Source organism: uncultured Jatrophihabitans sp. (assembly GCF_964252635.1).
Taxonomy (GTDB): Bacteria; Actinomycetota; Actinomycetes; order Mycobacteriales; family Jatrophihabitantaceae; genus Jatrophihabitans.
This window is the reverse complement of sequence record NZ_CAXUNP010000004.1, coordinates 83046-98862: the sequence shown is the minus strand read 5'-3', so window position 1 is coordinate 98862 and position 15817 is coordinate 83046. Positions and strand designations below refer to the sequence as shown.

The window sequence follows — 15817 nt, the reverse complement described above, 5'->3', positions numbered from 1 at the left end:
GTCCACGGTAGTAGCGACGAACACCCCCTGTGCGCGGTTCCGGAGCAGCCCCGCGTTGCGCCCAGGGCGAACGGCCACTCGCCGGTAGCGTCGCGCCCATGGGCTGGGCTCTCTGGTTGGCCGTGCCGGTCGCGGTGACCGTGCTGGCCGCGCTGTGGTCCTGGCTGCGCTCCCGGCCGCGCCGGTTGCCGGACACCGCCGAGTCGATGCGGGCGCACAGCGCCTACCTCGACGCCCTGGGCGCGACGACCCGGGCCGGGACGCCGCCGGTGCCCGCGTCCCCCGAGGCGGTTGCGCCCCGGGCCGACGAGCCCGGCTGACCGCCCCGGTTACGCTGCCCGGGTGGCTCGCCTACCGCTGCCCTCGGCCGAGCGCGTTCCGGGTGGTCGTGCCTGGGCCGCGCTGAGCCGCCGCGTCCGCACCCTGGTCGTGGCCGGCGTCGTGTTCATCGTGCTGTTCGTGCTGGCCCTGACCCTGCCGGTGCCCTACGTGATCCTGTCGCCGGGTCCCACGTACAACACCCTGGGCAGCGACGAGCAGGGCAACTCGATCATCAAGATCGTGGGACGCACCCCGAACCGCACCGACGGGCACCTCAACCTCACGACGGTCAGTGTGACCACGCAGTCCATCAGCGCCTTCCAGGCGTTCGCGGGCTGGCTGGAGCACGACGAGGTGGTCGTGCCGCGCGCGTCGGTCTATCCGCCCGGCACGTCGCAGAAACAGACCGACCAGCAGAACACGCAGGACTTTCTGAGTTCCCAGGACAGCGCGACGCAGGCGGCCCTGTGCGAGCTGAAGTACCCGCGCGGGTTCGGCGTGGTCGGTGTGCTGGGCAAGGGCCCCTCGGACGGCAAGCTGCGCTCCGGCGACCGGCTGGTGTCGGTGGCGGGCCGGCCGGCCACCAGCGCGAAGGCGTTGACCGCAGTGCTGAGCACCTTGAAGCCCGGCACCCCGGTTCCGGTGGCGGTCGTGCGTCAGGGCAAGAACGTGACGACCGACGTCACCGTGACCACGCCGCCGAAGAACGCGAAGGGCGCACGGCTGGGCATCACCGTCGCAGACACCTGCCTCGCCCCGTTCACGGTCGACCTCGGGCTCGGCAACGAGATCGGTGGGCCGTCGGCCGGCCTGATGTTCGCGCTCGGCATCATGGAGAAGGTCGGCAGCGTCGACCTGACCAAGGACCGCTTCATCGCCGGCACCGGGACGATCGACGGCAGCGGCAAGGTCGGTCCGATCGGCGGTATCCAGCTCAAGATGATCGCGGCGAAGCGGAAGGGCGCGAGCGTGTTCCTCGCACCTGCGGGCAACTGCAGCGACGTCCGCAAGGCGACGCCGAAGGGTCTGGACGTGGTCAAGGTCGATTCGCTGCACGGCGCGGTCCAGGACCTGCTCGCCATCGAGAAGGGTCAGCCCGTCCCGCACTGCTGACGCGCGTCGGCAATGCCTCGTCGCGAGCCGTCAGCGCAACGTCGTAGCAGCGTCAGCGCGACATCAGCGCAGTGTCGCGAGCAACGCCTCGACGAGGTTGGGGGCCAGGTCGGCACCGGTCAGCCGGTCCTCATCGGCCTCCGCGGAGCCGTCGACCGAACGCAGGCGCAGCAGCGCCGCGCTCGACCCGTCGCGCAGCACGCCGACCGCGAGGCGGGCCTCGCGACGCTCGGGGTGCGCCGCGGCCGCGTCGGCATCGCCGTCGGCCACGGACGCCTCGGCCGACGGCGGCAGGATGACGATCTCCTGCGTCACCGCGCACCCGACGACGGACGCCGGCCACTCCAGCCCGGCCAGCACCTCGTCCAGCGGCTGGTCGGGCAGGTCCTGCTGCTCGATCGGCGTCAGCGTCTGTGGCGGCAGTCGGTCGATGCCGAGCCGTGCCGCGGTCTGCGGATCGTCGATCGCGAACTGCCCCGAACTCACCAGGGCGAACAGCGCGGGGCCGCGGTCCCAGCCGGCGGCGTGCACGTGCTGCTCGATCTCCGCCGTGGCCTGCTCGAGGACGCTGAGGAATTCGCTCATCGGGAAAGTGTGGTGGACGCCGGGAGGACGTGTCCGACCACCCCGACAGGAACCACGTCGACGGCCGGTACGTTGACTCGGAAGTGTCCCCGGGTAGCGATACCGGTACCCGTGATCAGCCTGTGACCCACCGAGGAGTTCGCCCGTGGCGATGCGGCAACCCATCCCGTCCGTGCTGTTGTCACGGCGGGCGAAGATCGCGCTGTCGGTCGTCGCGATCCTCATCGTCCTGCTGATCCTGCTCGTCAAGTTCGCCGGCGTCTACGTCAACTACCTCTGGTTCGGCTCCGTCGGCCATCGCAACATCTACGCCACGATGTTCTGGACGAAGGTGGTGCTGTTCTTCGTCTTCGGTGCGCTGATGGCGCTGATCATCGGCGGAAACCTGGTCGTCGCCTACCTCATCAGGCCGCCCTTCCGGCCGATGTCCCCGGAGCAGCAGAACCTGCAGAACTACGCCCTGATGATCGAGCCGCGTCGCAAGCTCGTGCTCATCGGCATCTCGCTGGTCGCGTTCGTCGCGGCGGGCGCGGCGGCGCAGGGTCGCTGGCAGCAGTGGCAGCTGTTCCTGCACGGCGGGTCGTTCGGGCAGAAGGACCCGCAGTTCCATCTCGACATCGGCTTCTACGCCTTCGACTACCCCGCGTACCGGATCCTGCTCAGCTTCGGCTTCAGCGCGATCATCTTCGCCCTCATCCTCACCGTCGCCGTGCACTACCTGACGGGTGCGATCCGGCTGCAGACGCCCGGCCCGAAGATCACGATCGCGGCGCGGCGGCAGATCACCGCGCTGGTCTTCGTCTTCATGGCGCTGAAGGCCGTGGCCTACTGGCTCGACCGCTACGGGCTGGTGTTCTCCGACCGCAGCAAGTTCACCGGGGCGTCCTACACCGACGTGCACTCGGAGTTGCCGGCCAAGACCATCCTGTTCTGGATCACCATCGTGCTGGCCATCGGGGTGCTGGCGAGCATCTGGCTCAAGAGCGCGCTGCTGCCGGGCATCGGTTTCATCGTGCTCATCATCTTGTCGATCGTCATCGCCGGCATCTACCCGGCCATCGTGCAGCGGGTGTCGGTCAAGCCCAACGCCAGCGACAAGGAAGCGCCCTACATCGGACGCAACATCGACGCCACCCGTGACGCGTACGGCATTCAGACGGAGAACGCCGCAGGTACGACCGGCTCGGTCAAGTACGTGCAGTACTCGGCCACGGCCAAGCCGGCGGCCGGCGCCGTCACGACGTCGAACACGACAGTCGACAACATCCGCATCCTGGACCCGAACGTCCTGGGCCCGACGTTCACCAACTTCCAGAAGATCGCCCAGCCCTACGGCTTCAGCAACAAGCTCAACGTCGACCGGTACACCGACCCGCAGGGCGCCGTGCACGACTACGTCGTCGGTGTCCGGCAGCTCGAGCCGGCCAACCTGGGCGGGAACCTCAACAACTGGATCAACCAGTACACCGTGTACACGCACGGCTACGGGTTCGTCGCCGCGCAGGCCGACCAGGACGTGACCAACGGCGACATCCCCTACTCCGAGGGCAACATCCCGCCGTCGGGCGACCTCGACCTGAACACCTCGACGCCACAGGTCTACTTCGGCCAGGGCATGAACCCGTACGCGATCGTCGGCGACAAGGACCGCAAACGCGAGTACGACGGGAACGCGGGCAACAACACCTACACCGGCAAGGGTGGGGTGTCGCTGTCCAGCCCGTTGGCCAAGCTCGCCTTCGCGACCAAGTACCGCGAGACCAACTTCCTGCTGAACGACGCGGTGAGCGCCAAGGGCGCCAAGGTCATCCTCAACCGCGACCCCAAGGCGCTGGTGCAGAAGATCGCGCCGTTCCTGACGCTCGACGGTGCGCCGTACCCGTTCGTGAACCAGAAGACCGGCCACATCATGTGGATGATCGACGGGTACACGACGATGGCCAACTTCCCGTACTCCGAGCGGCAGTCGCTGTCGAAGCTCACCGGTACGTCGTTGCGGCCCAACCAGCCCGACCGCCAGATCAACTACATCCGCAACTCGGTGAAGGCCACGGTCGACGCCTACGACGGCACCGTGAAGCTGTACGCCTGGGACAAATCCGACCCGATCCTCAAGGCGTGGCGCAAGATCGTCCCGGGGTTGATCACGGACAGGGACGAGATGCCGGCGGACGTGCTGGCCCACGTGCGGTACCCGCAGGACCTGTTCAACACCCAGCGCGCCCTGCTCGCCCAGTACCACATCAGCAACCCGGTCGCGTCGTACAACGGCAAGGGCCGGTGGGCCGTGCCCGAGGACCCGAACGCCCCGGGGGCCGACCAGCCGGCCTATTACGTGCTCGCGAGTCCGCCGGCCGGGTCGAGCACGACGGCCTCCAGCGGTGACGCCCAGTTCCAGCTGACGTCGCCGATGGTGGTGAGCAACGCGCCCAACCTCGCCGCCTACATCACGGCCGACAGCGACCCCGGGCCCAACTACGGCAAGTTGACGGTGCTCGAGGTGCCGGGCAAGTCCGCCGTCCAGGGGCCCAGCCAGGTGGCCAACGTCTTCAAGAGCGAGCCGGTCATCTCGCGCGACATCTCGTTGCTCAACTCCGGCCAGTCCACCGTGACCCACGGCAACCTGCTGACCCTGCCCCTGGGCGACTCCTTCCTCTACGTCGAGCCGCTCTACGTGCAGTCGACCAGCCAGAGTTCCAGCACCTACCCGACGCTGGGCCGCGTCCTGGTCACCTACGGCGACAAGGTGGGCTACGGAGCCACGCTCTCGGCGGCCCTGACCGACATCCAGAAGGGCCGGACGCCCGGTTTCTCGGTGAGCAACGATGCCTCCGGCTCCGAGTCGTCGACGCCGACGTCGGGCGGGTCGTCGTCGAGCACGCCGTCGTCGACACCGTCCTCGGGTACGCCGTCGTCCGGCACGACGACGGCGCCGACCGTCGCGTCGGTGCAGGCGCAGCTCAACCGCGCCTACGCCGCGCTGGCCAGCATCCCGGCGACGGACACGGTCAGGGCGGCCGCGGCACAGCAGAAGGTCAACCAGCTGGTGAAGCAGCTGATCGGCCTGGGCGGACTGCCTACGGCCACGCCGAGCGCATCACCCAGCAAGTAGGTCCTCGAGCGGTACCCGGGCGGCCTCTGCGGCCGGCCGGGTGACGAAGCACTCGGCGTGGAACCAGCCGTCGGCCTCCTTGCCGGCCGGGTCGAGGCCACGGTCGCGCACGGTCTCGACCGCGACGCGCTGTTCCTCGGCGTCGGCGAAGCGCCGTTGCAGGAAGGTGCGGCCCGGCACCTGCTCGGTGACGAGCCCGGCCCGGCGCAGCACCTGCTCGATCGGGGTGTAGTCGAAGACGCGCAGGACGAACACCGCCAACCAGAGGTCGTCCGGCCGGTCGACGGCGTCGAGGATCGCGTCGAACGTCGCGGCGCCGACGTAGCCCACGCCTCCGGTACAGGTGACGAGCCCGACGTCGCGCAGCCCGGCCCGTAGCGCGGGTGAGGCGGCGTCCTGTTCGAGGTTCTCGGCCCAGCCGTCGGTCACCAGGCCCACCTCACGGGCGTAGCCGATGGCGTGCGGCGCGGCGTCGAGACCACGGACGTCCAGCTGCGGGGTACGCCGGCGCTCCGCGAAGAAGGCCCGCTCCGACGCGATGAACGCACGAGGCGACAGGTCGGCCGCGGCGGCGGCCGTGGCCCGTGCGCTCATCTCGTCCAGCTCAACGTCGAAGCGCAGCAGTCCGCCGTTGATGCCGTAGGAGCAGCACAGGTCCAGGACGGGCCGGGTTCGCCCGCTGCGTGTCGACGCGCCCGCCAGCGTGCGCAGGACCGGCATCGCCTGCTGGGGGATCTGGTAGTCCAGTGGGCTCAGCTCCGCGAAGTACGCGCGGGGGTCGTCCCGGTCGTAGATCGAGGAGAAATCGGCCTTGGTGTCGGACATCAGGCTCTGGTCTGCGGACACAACGCTCCTGGGGTCGATCGAGACGACGACTGTAGCGCCGCTTACGGGCAGCTTCAGCATTGCTTGTCTCGGTAGACGACGCCAGTCGGGCCGGCTCGACCGTCAGGGGCGGTACAGCCGCTCGGCGTAGGCGCTGCCGTAGTACTGCTCGAGGTCGGCCAGCGACGCCGACGGCCGCTCCAGGGCCTGCGCGATGCGTGCGCGCGGAGCCACCGCATCGGGGCGCCAGGTGTCGGGCTGCCACAGGGAGGACCGCAGGAAGGCCTTCGCGCAGTGGTGGAACACCTCCTCGATCTCCACGACGACTGCGAGCACGGGCCGGTGTCCCTTCACGACCAGCCGGTCGAAGAACGGGGCGTCGCGCACCAGGCGGGCGCGCCCGTTGATCCGCAGGGTGTCGCCACGGCCCGGGATGAGGTACACGAGGCCGACGTGCGGGTTGCGCAGGATGTTGTGGAAGCCGTCCGCGCGGCGGTTACCGGGTCGTTCCGGGATCGCGATCGTGGTGTCGTCCAGCACCAGCGTGAACCCGGGCGGGTCACCCTTGGGCGAGACGTCGCAGCGGCCCTGCTCGTCCGCGGTGGCCACGAGACAGAAGGGCGAGGCCGCCAGCCAGTCACGGTCCAGCTCGGTCAGGCGGGTGCGTTCCTTGTCGCGGGCCGGAGCCGCGACCTCGCCCAGCAGCGCACGCAACTCCTCCTCGGAGCCGATCTCGGCGCGTGGGTCGGACGGGCGTCGGGAGTCATCGGTCACGAACGTCATCGTCGCACCGCTGTCACGAGCGAAACCCGACGTCGCGTCCGATCCGCCACTCTGGTGGTGCTTTGCGGTTGAAGGAGGCCGCCGTTGGGCACCACAGGGAGCATGGCAGCCCGAGCGGTGGACGGCTCGTGACCGGATCTTCGCCGGTCACGACCAGCATCGAACTCCCACCGTCCCTGGACGCCGCGGCTTTCGCCCGTCGCTACCTCGCCGACAACGCCGGCGATCTGGACGACGACCTGCTCTACGACGCCCAGCTGCTGGTCACCGAGCTGGTCGCGAACGCCGTGAAGCACGGTCAGCCGGCCATCACCTTGCAGCTGCGCCTGCACCCGCCGGGGATCGGGGTGTGGGTGCACGACGACGGCTCCTCGCTGCCTGTCGTCCCCGGCCAGGCCGCCCCCGACCAACCGCACGGGCGCGGGCTGCGCATCGTGTCGACGCTGGCCACCGAGTGGGGCGTCGAGACCTCGCCGGAGGTCCCCGGGAAGACGGTGTGGTTCCAGCTCCGCGGCGCGGACGCCTGACCGCAGTACGCGCAGGGCTCGCCTCGGCGCCGACGATCTGCCACCATCTGGCGACCACACCCCAAACTGAGGGATCGTCGCCATGAACATGGGCCAGGCAGTCAGCAGCGTCTTCCACAAATACGCCGTGTTCTCCGGACGCGCCCGTCGCTCGGAGTACTGGTACTTCTTCTTGTTCAACGTCATGGTCTCGGTCGTCATGGCCGTCATCGACGCGGTGATCGACTCGCGTATCCCTGGCCTGCTGGTCTCCCTGGCGCTGTTGCTTCCCGGCCTCGCCGTGCTCGTGCGCAGGCTGCACGACACGAGCCGCACGGGCTGGTGGTTCTTCATCGTGCTGGTCCCGATCGTGGGCGTCATCGTGCTCATCGTGTTCACCTGCCAGGACAGTCACGGCGACAACCAGTACGGGCCGTCGCCGAAGGCCATCGGTGGCCCGCAGGCCTACGGCCAGCCCGGATACGCGTCCTGATCGTCCCAACTGTCCGGTTCTTCCCAGGAACAACCTGACGGTAGAACCCTCTGGACGGGGGCACCGGGAGGCACGCACGGTAACCACGCGCACACAGCGCGGTACCGACCGGAGGCCCCATGATCTCAGTCCGCAGAGCCGTCACGTCCGCGCTGGTCGCGGGCAGCGGTGTCGTTCTCGTCGCCGCGGCGGTGTCCACCCCCGCGTCGGCGGCCCCCACGGGCGCCCACGGCAGCGAGCGCACCTGCAGTGCGACACCGGCGCGTGGACACGCCACCTGCTTCGCGCGGGTCGTGACGTCGGCGAAGAACACGCCGATGGCCGGCAAGCGCGCGGCGGCGTCCACGCCCAGCGGTTACGGCCCGTCCGACATCCGCTCGGCCTACAACCTGGCGTCGGCCTCCAGCGGCGGCAAGACCGTCGCGATCGTCGACGCCTACAACGACCCGACCGCCGAGGCGGACCTGGCGTACTACCGCTCGCAGTACGGGCTTCCGGCGTGCACCACGTCCAACGGCTGCTTCTCGAAGGTGAGTCAGACCGGCACGACGAGCTACCCGAAGACCGACGCGGGGTGGGCCACCGAGATCAGCCTCGACCTCGACATGGTGTCGGCCGCCTGCCCGGACTGCCACATCCTGCTCGTCGAGGCGAAGTCGACCTCGTTCTCCGACCTGGGTGCGGGCGTCAACTACGCCGCATCGCGGGGGGTGGCGGCCATCAGCAACAGCTACGGCGGCAGCGATTCCTCCTCGAGCAGCGCCTACAACCACCCCGGCATCGCAATCACCGCGTCGACGGGTGACGACGGGTACGGCGTCGAGTCACCGGCCAGCTTCGACAGCGTCGTCGCGGTCGGCGGTACCAGCCTGTCCAAGGCGTCGAACAGCCGCGGCTGGACGGAGCAGGCGTGGAGCGGTGCCGGCAGTGGTTGCTCGACGCTGAACGCCAAGCCGTCGTGGCAGACCTCGGCCACCCAATGCAGCGGCAAGGCCAACGCCGACGTGTCGGCCGTCGCCGACCCGAACACCGGCGTCGCCGTCTACGACTCGACCCCCTACCAGGGCGCGTCGGGGTGGCAGGTCTACGGCGGCACGAGCGCGTCGTCGCCGATCATCGCGAGCGTCTACGCCCAGGGCGGCAACCTGTCCGGCTACCCGGCCAGCTACACGTGGTCGCACACCTCGTCGCTGAACGACGTGACGTCCGGCAGCAACGGGAGCTGCTCGCCGGCCGTGCTGTGCACCTCGCGCACCGGCTGGGACGGCCCGACCGGCCTCGGCACCCCGAACGGGGTGGGCGCCTTCTAGGGATGTCATACCGACGACGGGGCCCCGGCAGCGCGCTGGGGCCCCGTCGTCGTGTCCGGGCCGTTCGGGTCCGGGTGCAGTCAGGTCACCGACGCTCGGGGGCGGCGCCGGTGGTGGGTCGGCCGATGAGGTCGACGGTGTCGTGGTCGCGGACGTCCATGCCCAGGGCGAGGGCGAGACGGGCGAGCGATCCGTCGAGCATGGTCAGGTCGCGCAGCGCGGACAGGGCCGACGGATCCGCGGTCACCGGCGACGTCCGAACCGCGATGTCGACGGACGCGGCAGCGCGCATGTAGACGCCCTGCTGACCCGTCTCGACGCGGCGCTCGATCGCCGCCGCGGACGCGCGCAGGTCGCGGACGGCGGGCCGCAGTTCCGGGACGTCGGACAGCTGCACGGTCTGCACCGCCTCGGCCATCGACCGGGCGTAGAACCGGGCGGCGGAGCTGACGGCGCGGATCTCGGCGAGCTGGGAGGAGTTACGGCCGAAGGTGGCGTGCCGCAACGGCTGGGCGGTGGCCTCGAGGGCGGCCCAGGACGCGTCGAGCGCGCGGATGGCCGGGCGCAGGTTGCGGGGCTCACCGCCGAGCAGGCGGTCGAGCGAGGCGTCGAGCAGGGTCGACAGCGCACGGAACCAGAGCAGCACGGCGGTCGTCAGGACGCGCTGCGGGCGCAGCGGCAGCACGACCAGCACGGTGACCACGACCGCGCCGACGCCGACCGCGGTCTCGGCCAGGCGCAGGACGAGCAGGTGCCAGCTGAACTCGCCGAGCTGGTAGTAGAGCAGCGACAGCATCATCGTGATGCCGATGACCATGAAGGTGTAGTTGACGCGGATCAGGTAGATGCCGAGGAACAGCACCACCAGCACGATCGGCAGCGCGGCCCACACGTTGCCACCGGTCACGTGCACGAGCAGGTCCCCGACGACGATGCCCACTGCGGTGCCGGCGACGCGGAACAACGCCTTGCGAACCTGCTCGCCGGTGTTGGTGGTGGCCATGAACGCCAGGAAGGCGGCCAGCACGGCCCAGTACAACCGGAACCCGTTCAGCGCGTCCCCGGCGACGACGGCGATGGTCGACGCGATGGCGATCTGGATGCTCGACCGCAGGTAGGGCGGCAACGTGGCGTGTTCGAAGCGCCCGCGGCCGGGAGTGGTCGACGCCTCCGCGCTCACTGGCACCGAGCCCGGGAGGAACCCGTTGGTGAGTTCCACGGCGGGCGTGTAGGTGGCGATCGTCCCACCACGCCGGCGGTCCTCGATCGCCGCGTGCAGCCGCTCCCGCGAGGACGCGTACTGCTCGATCGAGAGGGCGAGCCGCCGCACCAGGGTGGTGACCCGGTCACTCGAGCCGGAGCTGTCGCGCAGCGTCGCGGCCAGCGCCTGCGCCCGCGTCCAGTCGCCGGTGCGCGCCGCGGCCAGGGCCCGGATCGACGTGCCGCGCAGGTCGCTGTCGTCGGCGGTGAGCGCGTGGCCGAGTGCGGCCGAGAACCGGGCGCAGTTGGTGAGCGACAGTTCCGCCGTGAACAGCTCCTGCGCCTCCAGTCGCGCCGAGTTCGGCGAGGTGATCACCAGCTGCGCGTCCACGATCAGGGTGGACTCGTTGAACCGCACCAGCTGGCGACGGATCCGGTCCTCGTCGCGCCGGACGTCCCGCGGCCCCGGCGGTGACCGGTGGCCGGTCGGTGCCGCCGCGACGGCCTGCGCGCTGAGCTCGAGCAACCGATGGGCCCGGGCCCGCCAGGAGCGACGCATCCGGTCCAGGGTGCCCTCGTGGTCGGTGCGCAGGACCACGAAGCGGATCAGCAGCGAGGCGACGATGCCGAGGCCGACGTCCGCCGCCAGCCAGCCGAGGTCGCTCACCGTCAGTTCGCGGTGCAGGAAGAAGCCCAGGAACCCGCCGTTGAACGCGACCAGGCCCGACGCGAAACCCCGTGGGCCCCAGCGGCGGACGTAGACCGCGAGGGTCATCAGCACGACGAGGAACACCAGCGACGGGATGCGGTACGCACCGAGCGCCAGGCCGGTGGCCATCGCGCCGAGCAGCGGGAACGGCAGGATCAGCGTCGACACGAGTTGCTGCGCCGGCGTCGCGTCGTTGACCGCGAAACCGGCCATCATGGCCACGATGCCGCCGACGAGGATCTCCACGATGAGCAGTGCGTGGTTCGTCGCGCTGACGACGGCGGCGGGGCCCGCGCCCGCCGGCAGTTGCAGCGCGCCGGTCAGCCGCACGAAGCCGTAGACGAGCCCGACCGCGACGAGGATGCCGAGCACCGCCTGGCCAGCGGTGCGGAGCTGACCCAGTCCCGGGTCGGCCCCGGCCAGGCGGTCGACGGCGTCGCGGAGCCAGCGGCGCGCCGTCCGATCGGGCGGACGGTCGACGAGGGCATCGTCGCGGAGTCCCAGCTGTGCGCCGGGACGTGGGGACAGGGACCTCGACACTCGATCCATCATCCACCCCGCCGGTCTAGCGTCGGCACATGGACGAGACGACGCGGCAGCAGCTCGGCGAGGTGCGCGGCGGTACCGGGTCGGCGCCGGTACTGGCCGCGACCTGGCGGGCGCTGCTGGCACACGACCCCGACGTCGGCGTGGCCGCCGCCTTCGACCTGTTGGCGGGGGAGCCGCGGGTCAAGCCGTCGCGGTCCCTCGTCGTCGACCCCGGGGACGCCGCCCGCCGGCGGTGGGAGCTGCGGGTCGCCGCCGCGGTGGCGCTGCTGGGCGCGCCCGTCGTCGCCCGGGTCTTCGACGAACTGCGTGACGAGCTCGCCGCCGATCCGCACCTGGCCGCCGAGGCGCTGGCGGGTGTCGCGCCGAACCGGGCGCTCGACGCGCAGCAGCAGGCGGCGCTCGCCGCCCTGGCTCAGCCGGGCTGACGCGCCAGCCACTGGTCGAAGGTCTCGCTGCCGAGCACGGCGTCCGGGCCGGGCAGCAGCCCACCCGTCGCCATCGCGCGGCCGGCCTCGCCCGGAACCGGCACCGGCACGACGAGGCGGCGGGTGCCGCGGTGGCGCAGCAGGCGGCGGGCCAGGTCCGGCATCTCGTGGGTCTCCGGCCCGGCGAACTCCGGTGCCCTGCCCAGCGGAGCTCCCGTGGCGATCTCGACGAGCCGGTGCGCGACCTCCGCGGCGGCGACGGGAGCCGAGCGCATGCGTGGGACCGGCGCCACCGGGCCCTTGGTCTGACCCAGCAACTGGCCGGCGAACTCGTGGAACTGGGTCGCGCGCAGAACGGTCCAGGGCACCGGGCCGTCGGCCACGAGCTTCTCCTGCTCCAGCTTGCCGGCGTAGTAACCGTTCGGTACCCGGTCGATGCCGACGATGGACAGCGCGACGTGGTGGGCGACCCCGGCCCGCCCCGCCGCGGAGAGCAGGATCGGCGTGGCGGTGCCGAAGAACGCGACCGACTTCGCGCGGCTCGTGCCCACCGAATTGGTGACGTCGACGACCACGTCGGCCCCGGCGAGTGCCTCGTCCACGCCGGTGCCGCGCAGCACGTCGCTGCCCTTGGTGCGCGACAGGACGACGGTGTCGTGCCCCGCGTCGCGGGCCGCCTGCACCACGAGCCGCCCGACGAGACCGGTGCCACCGGCCACTGCGATCCTCATTGCTCGACTCTGACACGGGAACGGACGGAATACCCGGTCGGGGGCGCGCCGTTGGCCCGCGCATGACCCACAACCGTTACGAGTTCACCGACAAAGTCGTCCTGGTCACCGGCGGCGGCAGCGGCATCGGCCGGGCCATCGCACGTGCCTTCCTGGACAACGGAGCGCTCGTCGCGGTGGTCGGTCGGCGCGTGGACCCGCTCGAGGAGACACTGGAGGGCTTCGACGACGACCGCGTGCTGGCGCTGACCGCGGACCTGTCCGACCGCGACGCCGCAGGCTCGATCGTCGAGTCGGTCGTGGGGAAGTTCGGCCGTCTCGATGTCGTGGTCAACAACGCGGCCCGGTACGCACCGCAGGAGTTCACCGAGCTGGGTGCCGACGAGTGGGACGCGTTCCGGGCCACCAACATCGACGCGTTCGTCTTCCTGACCCAGGCCGCGCTGCCCGAACTCGAGCGCACGGGAGGGAACCTGGTCGCGGTGGGCTCGGTGTCCGGGCTGCGTGGCGATTGGGGCCAGGCCGCGTACAACGCCACCAAGGCCGCGGTGATGAACTTCGTCCAGTCGATCGCGCTGGACTGGGGAGCGCGCGGAGTCCGCCTGAACTCGGTGGCCCCCGCGTTCACGTTGACCGACGCGACGGCCGGCGTCGGCCGCGACGAGGCCTCGCTGCGGCCCTTCGTCAACCGCATCGCGCTCGGGCGACCGGGTGAGCCCGAGGACATCGCGCCGGCCGTGCTGTTCCTGGCCAGCGCCGACGCGGCCTACATCACCGGGGCGACGCTGACCGTCGACGGCGGCACCACGGCGTCCACCGGTCAGCCGCACGTCGAGTAGCGGCGCCCGTCAGCGGGTCAGCCGGTCGCGCGGCCGCGCAGCCGGGCGAGGACCGGGGGCGAGTGCAACGCCGGGCCGTCCCCGCCGAGCCAGTCGTCGATCTGTGGGGCGTGCCGTCGGGTGCCGCTGCCCAGGTAGACGGCCAAGGCGATCAGCAGGCCCAGGACGGCGATGAGCAGCGAGATGACCAAGGCCTCGCGGATGCCGGCCAGGCCGCCGATATGCGCGGCCAGCACGAGCAGCACCGGGGCGATGAGGAACGCTGCCTCGCTGCGCAGGAGCTCGATGAGCGCGAACGCCCGGCCGATCTTCTGCGACTCGACGCCCATCCCGGCGAGGAACAGCGCGGGCGCCACCGCCGATCCGGCGCCGAAACCGAGCAGCGCCGAGGCGATCGGGACGAGGACCGCCGGTGGCGCCGACCACGCGACAGGAAGCACGACGCCGATGCCGGCGATGACGGCCAGCAGGCCGGACGCGGCGAGCAACGGCAGGGCCGCGCGGGTGATGAGGTGCCGGAACAGGATCGAGGAGACCGCCACCCCGGCGACCAGGGGCAGCAGCTGCAGCCCGGCGGTCACCAGGCCAACCCCCCGCTGCTGCTGCAGCAGGGCGACGAGCGACAGGGCGGCCACGAACGCGCCGCCGCCGAGCATGGCGCCGATGGTGCCGGAGACGGGCAGGGCGCTGGACAGCGCACGCACCGGCATCAGCGGCTCCTCGCGGTGCCGGTACTCATAGACGATGAGGGTCAGCAGGGCGAGGACACCGACGGCGATGGGCCCCCAGAACCAGGGCGAGGCGAAGCCGACCGTGCCGGCCAGGGCACTGCCCAGGAACGGCAGGAAGGTAGCGGCCACGGCCAGCGGGAACACCGGCTTGTCGACGGGCAGCTCGGGGTTCATCGGCGGCCACGTCTCGTAGCCGAACCAGGCCGACACCCAGCCGAGGGCGCCGAGGACCGCGGCGCCGATCAGCAGCCAGCGCCAGGTGCCCGCTTGCGCGAGCACATCGCCGAGGAACGGCCCCAGGGCGATCGCGCCGAACAGGCCGATGTTGACGAACGCCACCGTGAGCGGCAGGCGGCTCGGTGGGAACCGCAGGATCAGCGGTGGCAGAGCAGCGACGAGCAGCAGCCCGGTGGCCATGCCCTGCAGGACGTGACCGATGACGTAGACCGGGGCGTTGGGGGCGAGCCCGGCCAGCAGCGAGGCCACGACGAACACGGCCTCGTAGGTCAGGAACAGGTGACGTTGCACGAAGCGCTGGGAGAGGTCCGCGGCCACCACCGCGCCGAGCGCGTAGCCGGCGTTCGACAAGCCGGACGCGACCTCGAGCGTGGTCGCCGAGGTGTGCAGGCTGGACCCGATCAGCGAGCTGACCGCCTCGGTGGCCGTCGTCAGCACGATGAACGGCGACAGGGCCAGCAGCGACAGCGCAACGGCGAGCGTGTACGGGGAGAAATAGCGGTGCCGCCAGTGCGTCACCTGGTCGGACGAGCCCGATGAGCCCGTCGCGGCCGTCGTTGGGTCGGCTGATGGCGGTACCCCGGCGGCGGTGATCGGTGTGGACACTGACGTGCGAACACCCGTGCGGGGCCTCTGCTTCCGCTTCGGCCGGACGGTGACCGATCGCACGCCGCCCGCCGGAGAACCGGTCAGCGGTGCAGCGCGGCCAACCAGCGCTGCACCGCAGGCCGGGCGAGTAGTCCGACCGCGTGCACGTTGCCGCCGATGACGACGACGAGCCGGTCACCGCGGTTGCGCTGGCTCTGCACGCCGAGCGGCGGCGGCACGCCGAACGTCGTGGGGTCGGGAATCACCGACGGCGGGGTCAGCACCGCCGCCAGCTCCGACCCGTCGGCCAGCAACACCGACACGACGAGCGCCTGGTGACGGTCGAGCACCACGGCACGGAACCGGCTCACGGTGCGCAGGGCACGCCGCGCGGCGGTCTCTACGCCCGCCGGTGCGTCGTCGACGGCGCAGCTGGCGCACACGCTGCGCGCGGCGGTGCCGGCCACGCCCTCCCACTGGCGTACCGAGGGCCGGGGAGTGGTGGTCGGCAGCTCGATCGGCGGGGGTGCCGGCGCCGACGGTCGGGCGGTCACCGTCGGATCGGCCGGATGCGCGTCGGTGGACGCGTGCCGGGTTGTGACGACGCCGACGACGACGAGCACGGCCGCGACGAGCACCGCGACGGCAGTCAGCACGCCGCGCCGTCGCCCCACCGGTGCGGTGTCGAGCAGGTCCGTCTCACCGTCCTGCGCGTCGTCGGCGTCGACGAACTCGATGCCCGGTTCGTCGTCGGACACGG

General features: G+C 71.1%; 15 protein-coding genes. 8 read left to right on the top strand and 7 right to left on the bottom strand.

Going from position 1 to position 15817, the window contains the following annotated elements; translation table 11 throughout:
- The first annotated feature begins 98 nt into the window (after positions 1 to 98).
- Both ACFFCA_RS03135 and ACFFCA_RS03130 read left to right on the top strand, forming a co-directional pair.
- Positions 99 to 320, top strand: coding sequence for a hypothetical protein (locus tag ACFFCA_RS03135; protein WP_375481721.1), 222 nt, complete (start codon positions 99 to 101; stop codon positions 318 to 320).
- A gap of 22 nt (positions 321 to 342) precedes the next feature.
- Positions 343 to 1434, top strand: a complete 1092-nt coding sequence (locus ACFFCA_RS03130) for a PDZ domain-containing protein (protein WP_375481719.1) — start codon at positions 343 to 345, stop codon at positions 1432 to 1434.
- Between the two features lie 63 nt (positions 1435 to 1497).
- On the opposite strand, the gene ACFFCA_RS03125 is transcribed toward ACFFCA_RS03130, so the two are convergent.
- Complete coding sequence (locus ACFFCA_RS03125; protein WP_375481717.1) at positions 1498 to 2019, bottom strand: PPA1309 family protein; 522 nt, start codon at positions 2017 to 2019, stop codon at positions 1498 to 1500.
- Between the two features lie 151 nt (positions 2020 to 2170).
- On the opposite strand from ACFFCA_RS03125, the gene ACFFCA_RS03120 reads away from it, so the two are divergent.
- Positions 2171 to 5131 (top strand): UPF0182 family protein, encoded by a 2961-nt coding sequence (locus ACFFCA_RS03120; RefSeq protein ID WP_375481795.1) that lies wholly within the window; start codon positions 2171 to 2173, stop codon positions 5129 to 5131.
- On the opposite strand, the gene ACFFCA_RS03115 is transcribed toward ACFFCA_RS03120, so the two are convergent.
- A complete protein-coding gene (locus tag ACFFCA_RS03115) occupies positions 5117 to 5956 on the bottom strand; it encodes a hypothetical protein (RefSeq protein WP_375481715.1) in 840 nt (279 codons plus the stop codon). The genes ACFFCA_RS03120 and ACFFCA_RS03115 overlap by 15 nt on opposite strands.
- A gap of 123 nt (positions 5957 to 6079) precedes the next feature.
- On the bottom strand, positions 6080 to 6730 hold the full coding sequence (locus ACFFCA_RS03110) for a pyridoxamine 5'-phosphate oxidase family protein (protein WP_375481713.1): 651 nt from the start codon (positions 6728 to 6730) through the stop codon (positions 6080 to 6082).
- 137 nt (positions 6731 to 6867) lie between these two features.
- Here ACFFCA_RS03110 and ACFFCA_RS03105 point away from each other — a divergent pair, with 137 nt between their 5' ends.
- From ACFFCA_RS03105 to ACFFCA_RS03095, 3 genes are all read left to right on the top strand, one after another.
- Positions 6868 to 7266 (top strand): ATP-binding protein, encoded by a 399-nt coding sequence (locus ACFFCA_RS03105; RefSeq protein WP_375481712.1) that lies wholly within the window; start codon positions 6868 to 6870, stop codon positions 7264 to 7266.
- Between the two features lie 82 nt (positions 7267 to 7348).
- Positions 7349 to 7738, top strand: a complete 390-nt coding sequence (locus tag ACFFCA_RS03100) for a DUF805 domain-containing protein (protein ID WP_375481710.1) — start codon at positions 7349 to 7351, stop codon at positions 7736 to 7738.
- A gap of 119 nt (positions 7739 to 7857) precedes the next feature.
- Positions 7858 to 9048, top strand: coding sequence for a peptidase S8 (locus ACFFCA_RS03095; RefSeq protein ID WP_375481709.1), 1191 nt, complete (start codon positions 7858 to 7860; stop codon positions 9046 to 9048).
- An 85-nt stretch (positions 9049 to 9133) separates the two neighbouring features.
- Here ACFFCA_RS03095 and ACFFCA_RS03090 read toward each other — a convergent pair whose 3' ends face one another.
- Complete coding sequence (locus ACFFCA_RS03090) at positions 9134 to 11497, bottom strand: FUSC family protein (RefSeq protein WP_375481708.1); 2364 nt, start codon at positions 11495 to 11497, stop codon at positions 9134 to 9136.
- Between the two features lie 38 nt (positions 11498 to 11535).
- Between ACFFCA_RS03090 and ACFFCA_RS03085 the strand changes: the two genes are divergently transcribed.
- Positions 11536 to 11931, top strand: a complete 396-nt coding sequence (locus ACFFCA_RS03085; RefSeq protein WP_375481706.1) for a hypothetical protein — start codon at positions 11536 to 11538, stop codon at positions 11929 to 11931.
- Here ACFFCA_RS03085 and ACFFCA_RS03080 read toward each other — a convergent pair.
- On the bottom strand, positions 11919 to 12662 hold the full coding sequence (locus tag ACFFCA_RS03080) for an SDR family oxidoreductase (protein ID WP_375481704.1): 744 nt from the start codon (positions 12660 to 12662) through the stop codon (positions 11919 to 11921). The two genes, ACFFCA_RS03085 and ACFFCA_RS03080, sit on opposite strands and share 13 nt — an antisense overlap.
- A gap of 62 nt (positions 12663 to 12724) precedes the next feature.
- Between ACFFCA_RS03080 and ACFFCA_RS03075 the strand changes: the two genes are divergently transcribed.
- Positions 12725 to 13501, top strand: coding sequence for an SDR family NAD(P)-dependent oxidoreductase (locus tag ACFFCA_RS03075; protein ID WP_375481702.1), 777 nt, complete (start codon positions 12725 to 12727; stop codon positions 13499 to 13501).
- Between the two features lie 17 nt (positions 13502 to 13518).
- Here ACFFCA_RS03075 and ACFFCA_RS03070 read toward each other — a convergent pair whose 3' ends face one another.
- Entirely contained in the window at positions 13519 to 15075 is a 1557-nt protein-coding gene (locus ACFFCA_RS03070) for an MFS transporter (protein ID WP_375481700.1), read from the bottom strand.
- Positions 15076 to 15158: 83 nt separating this feature from the next.
- Positions 15159 to 15815: a hypothetical protein gene (locus tag ACFFCA_RS03065; RefSeq protein WP_375481699.1), complete on the bottom strand. Its 657-nt coding sequence runs from the start codon at positions 15813 to 15815 to the stop codon at positions 15159 to 15161.
- Positions 15816 to 15817: the final 2 nt, after the last annotated feature.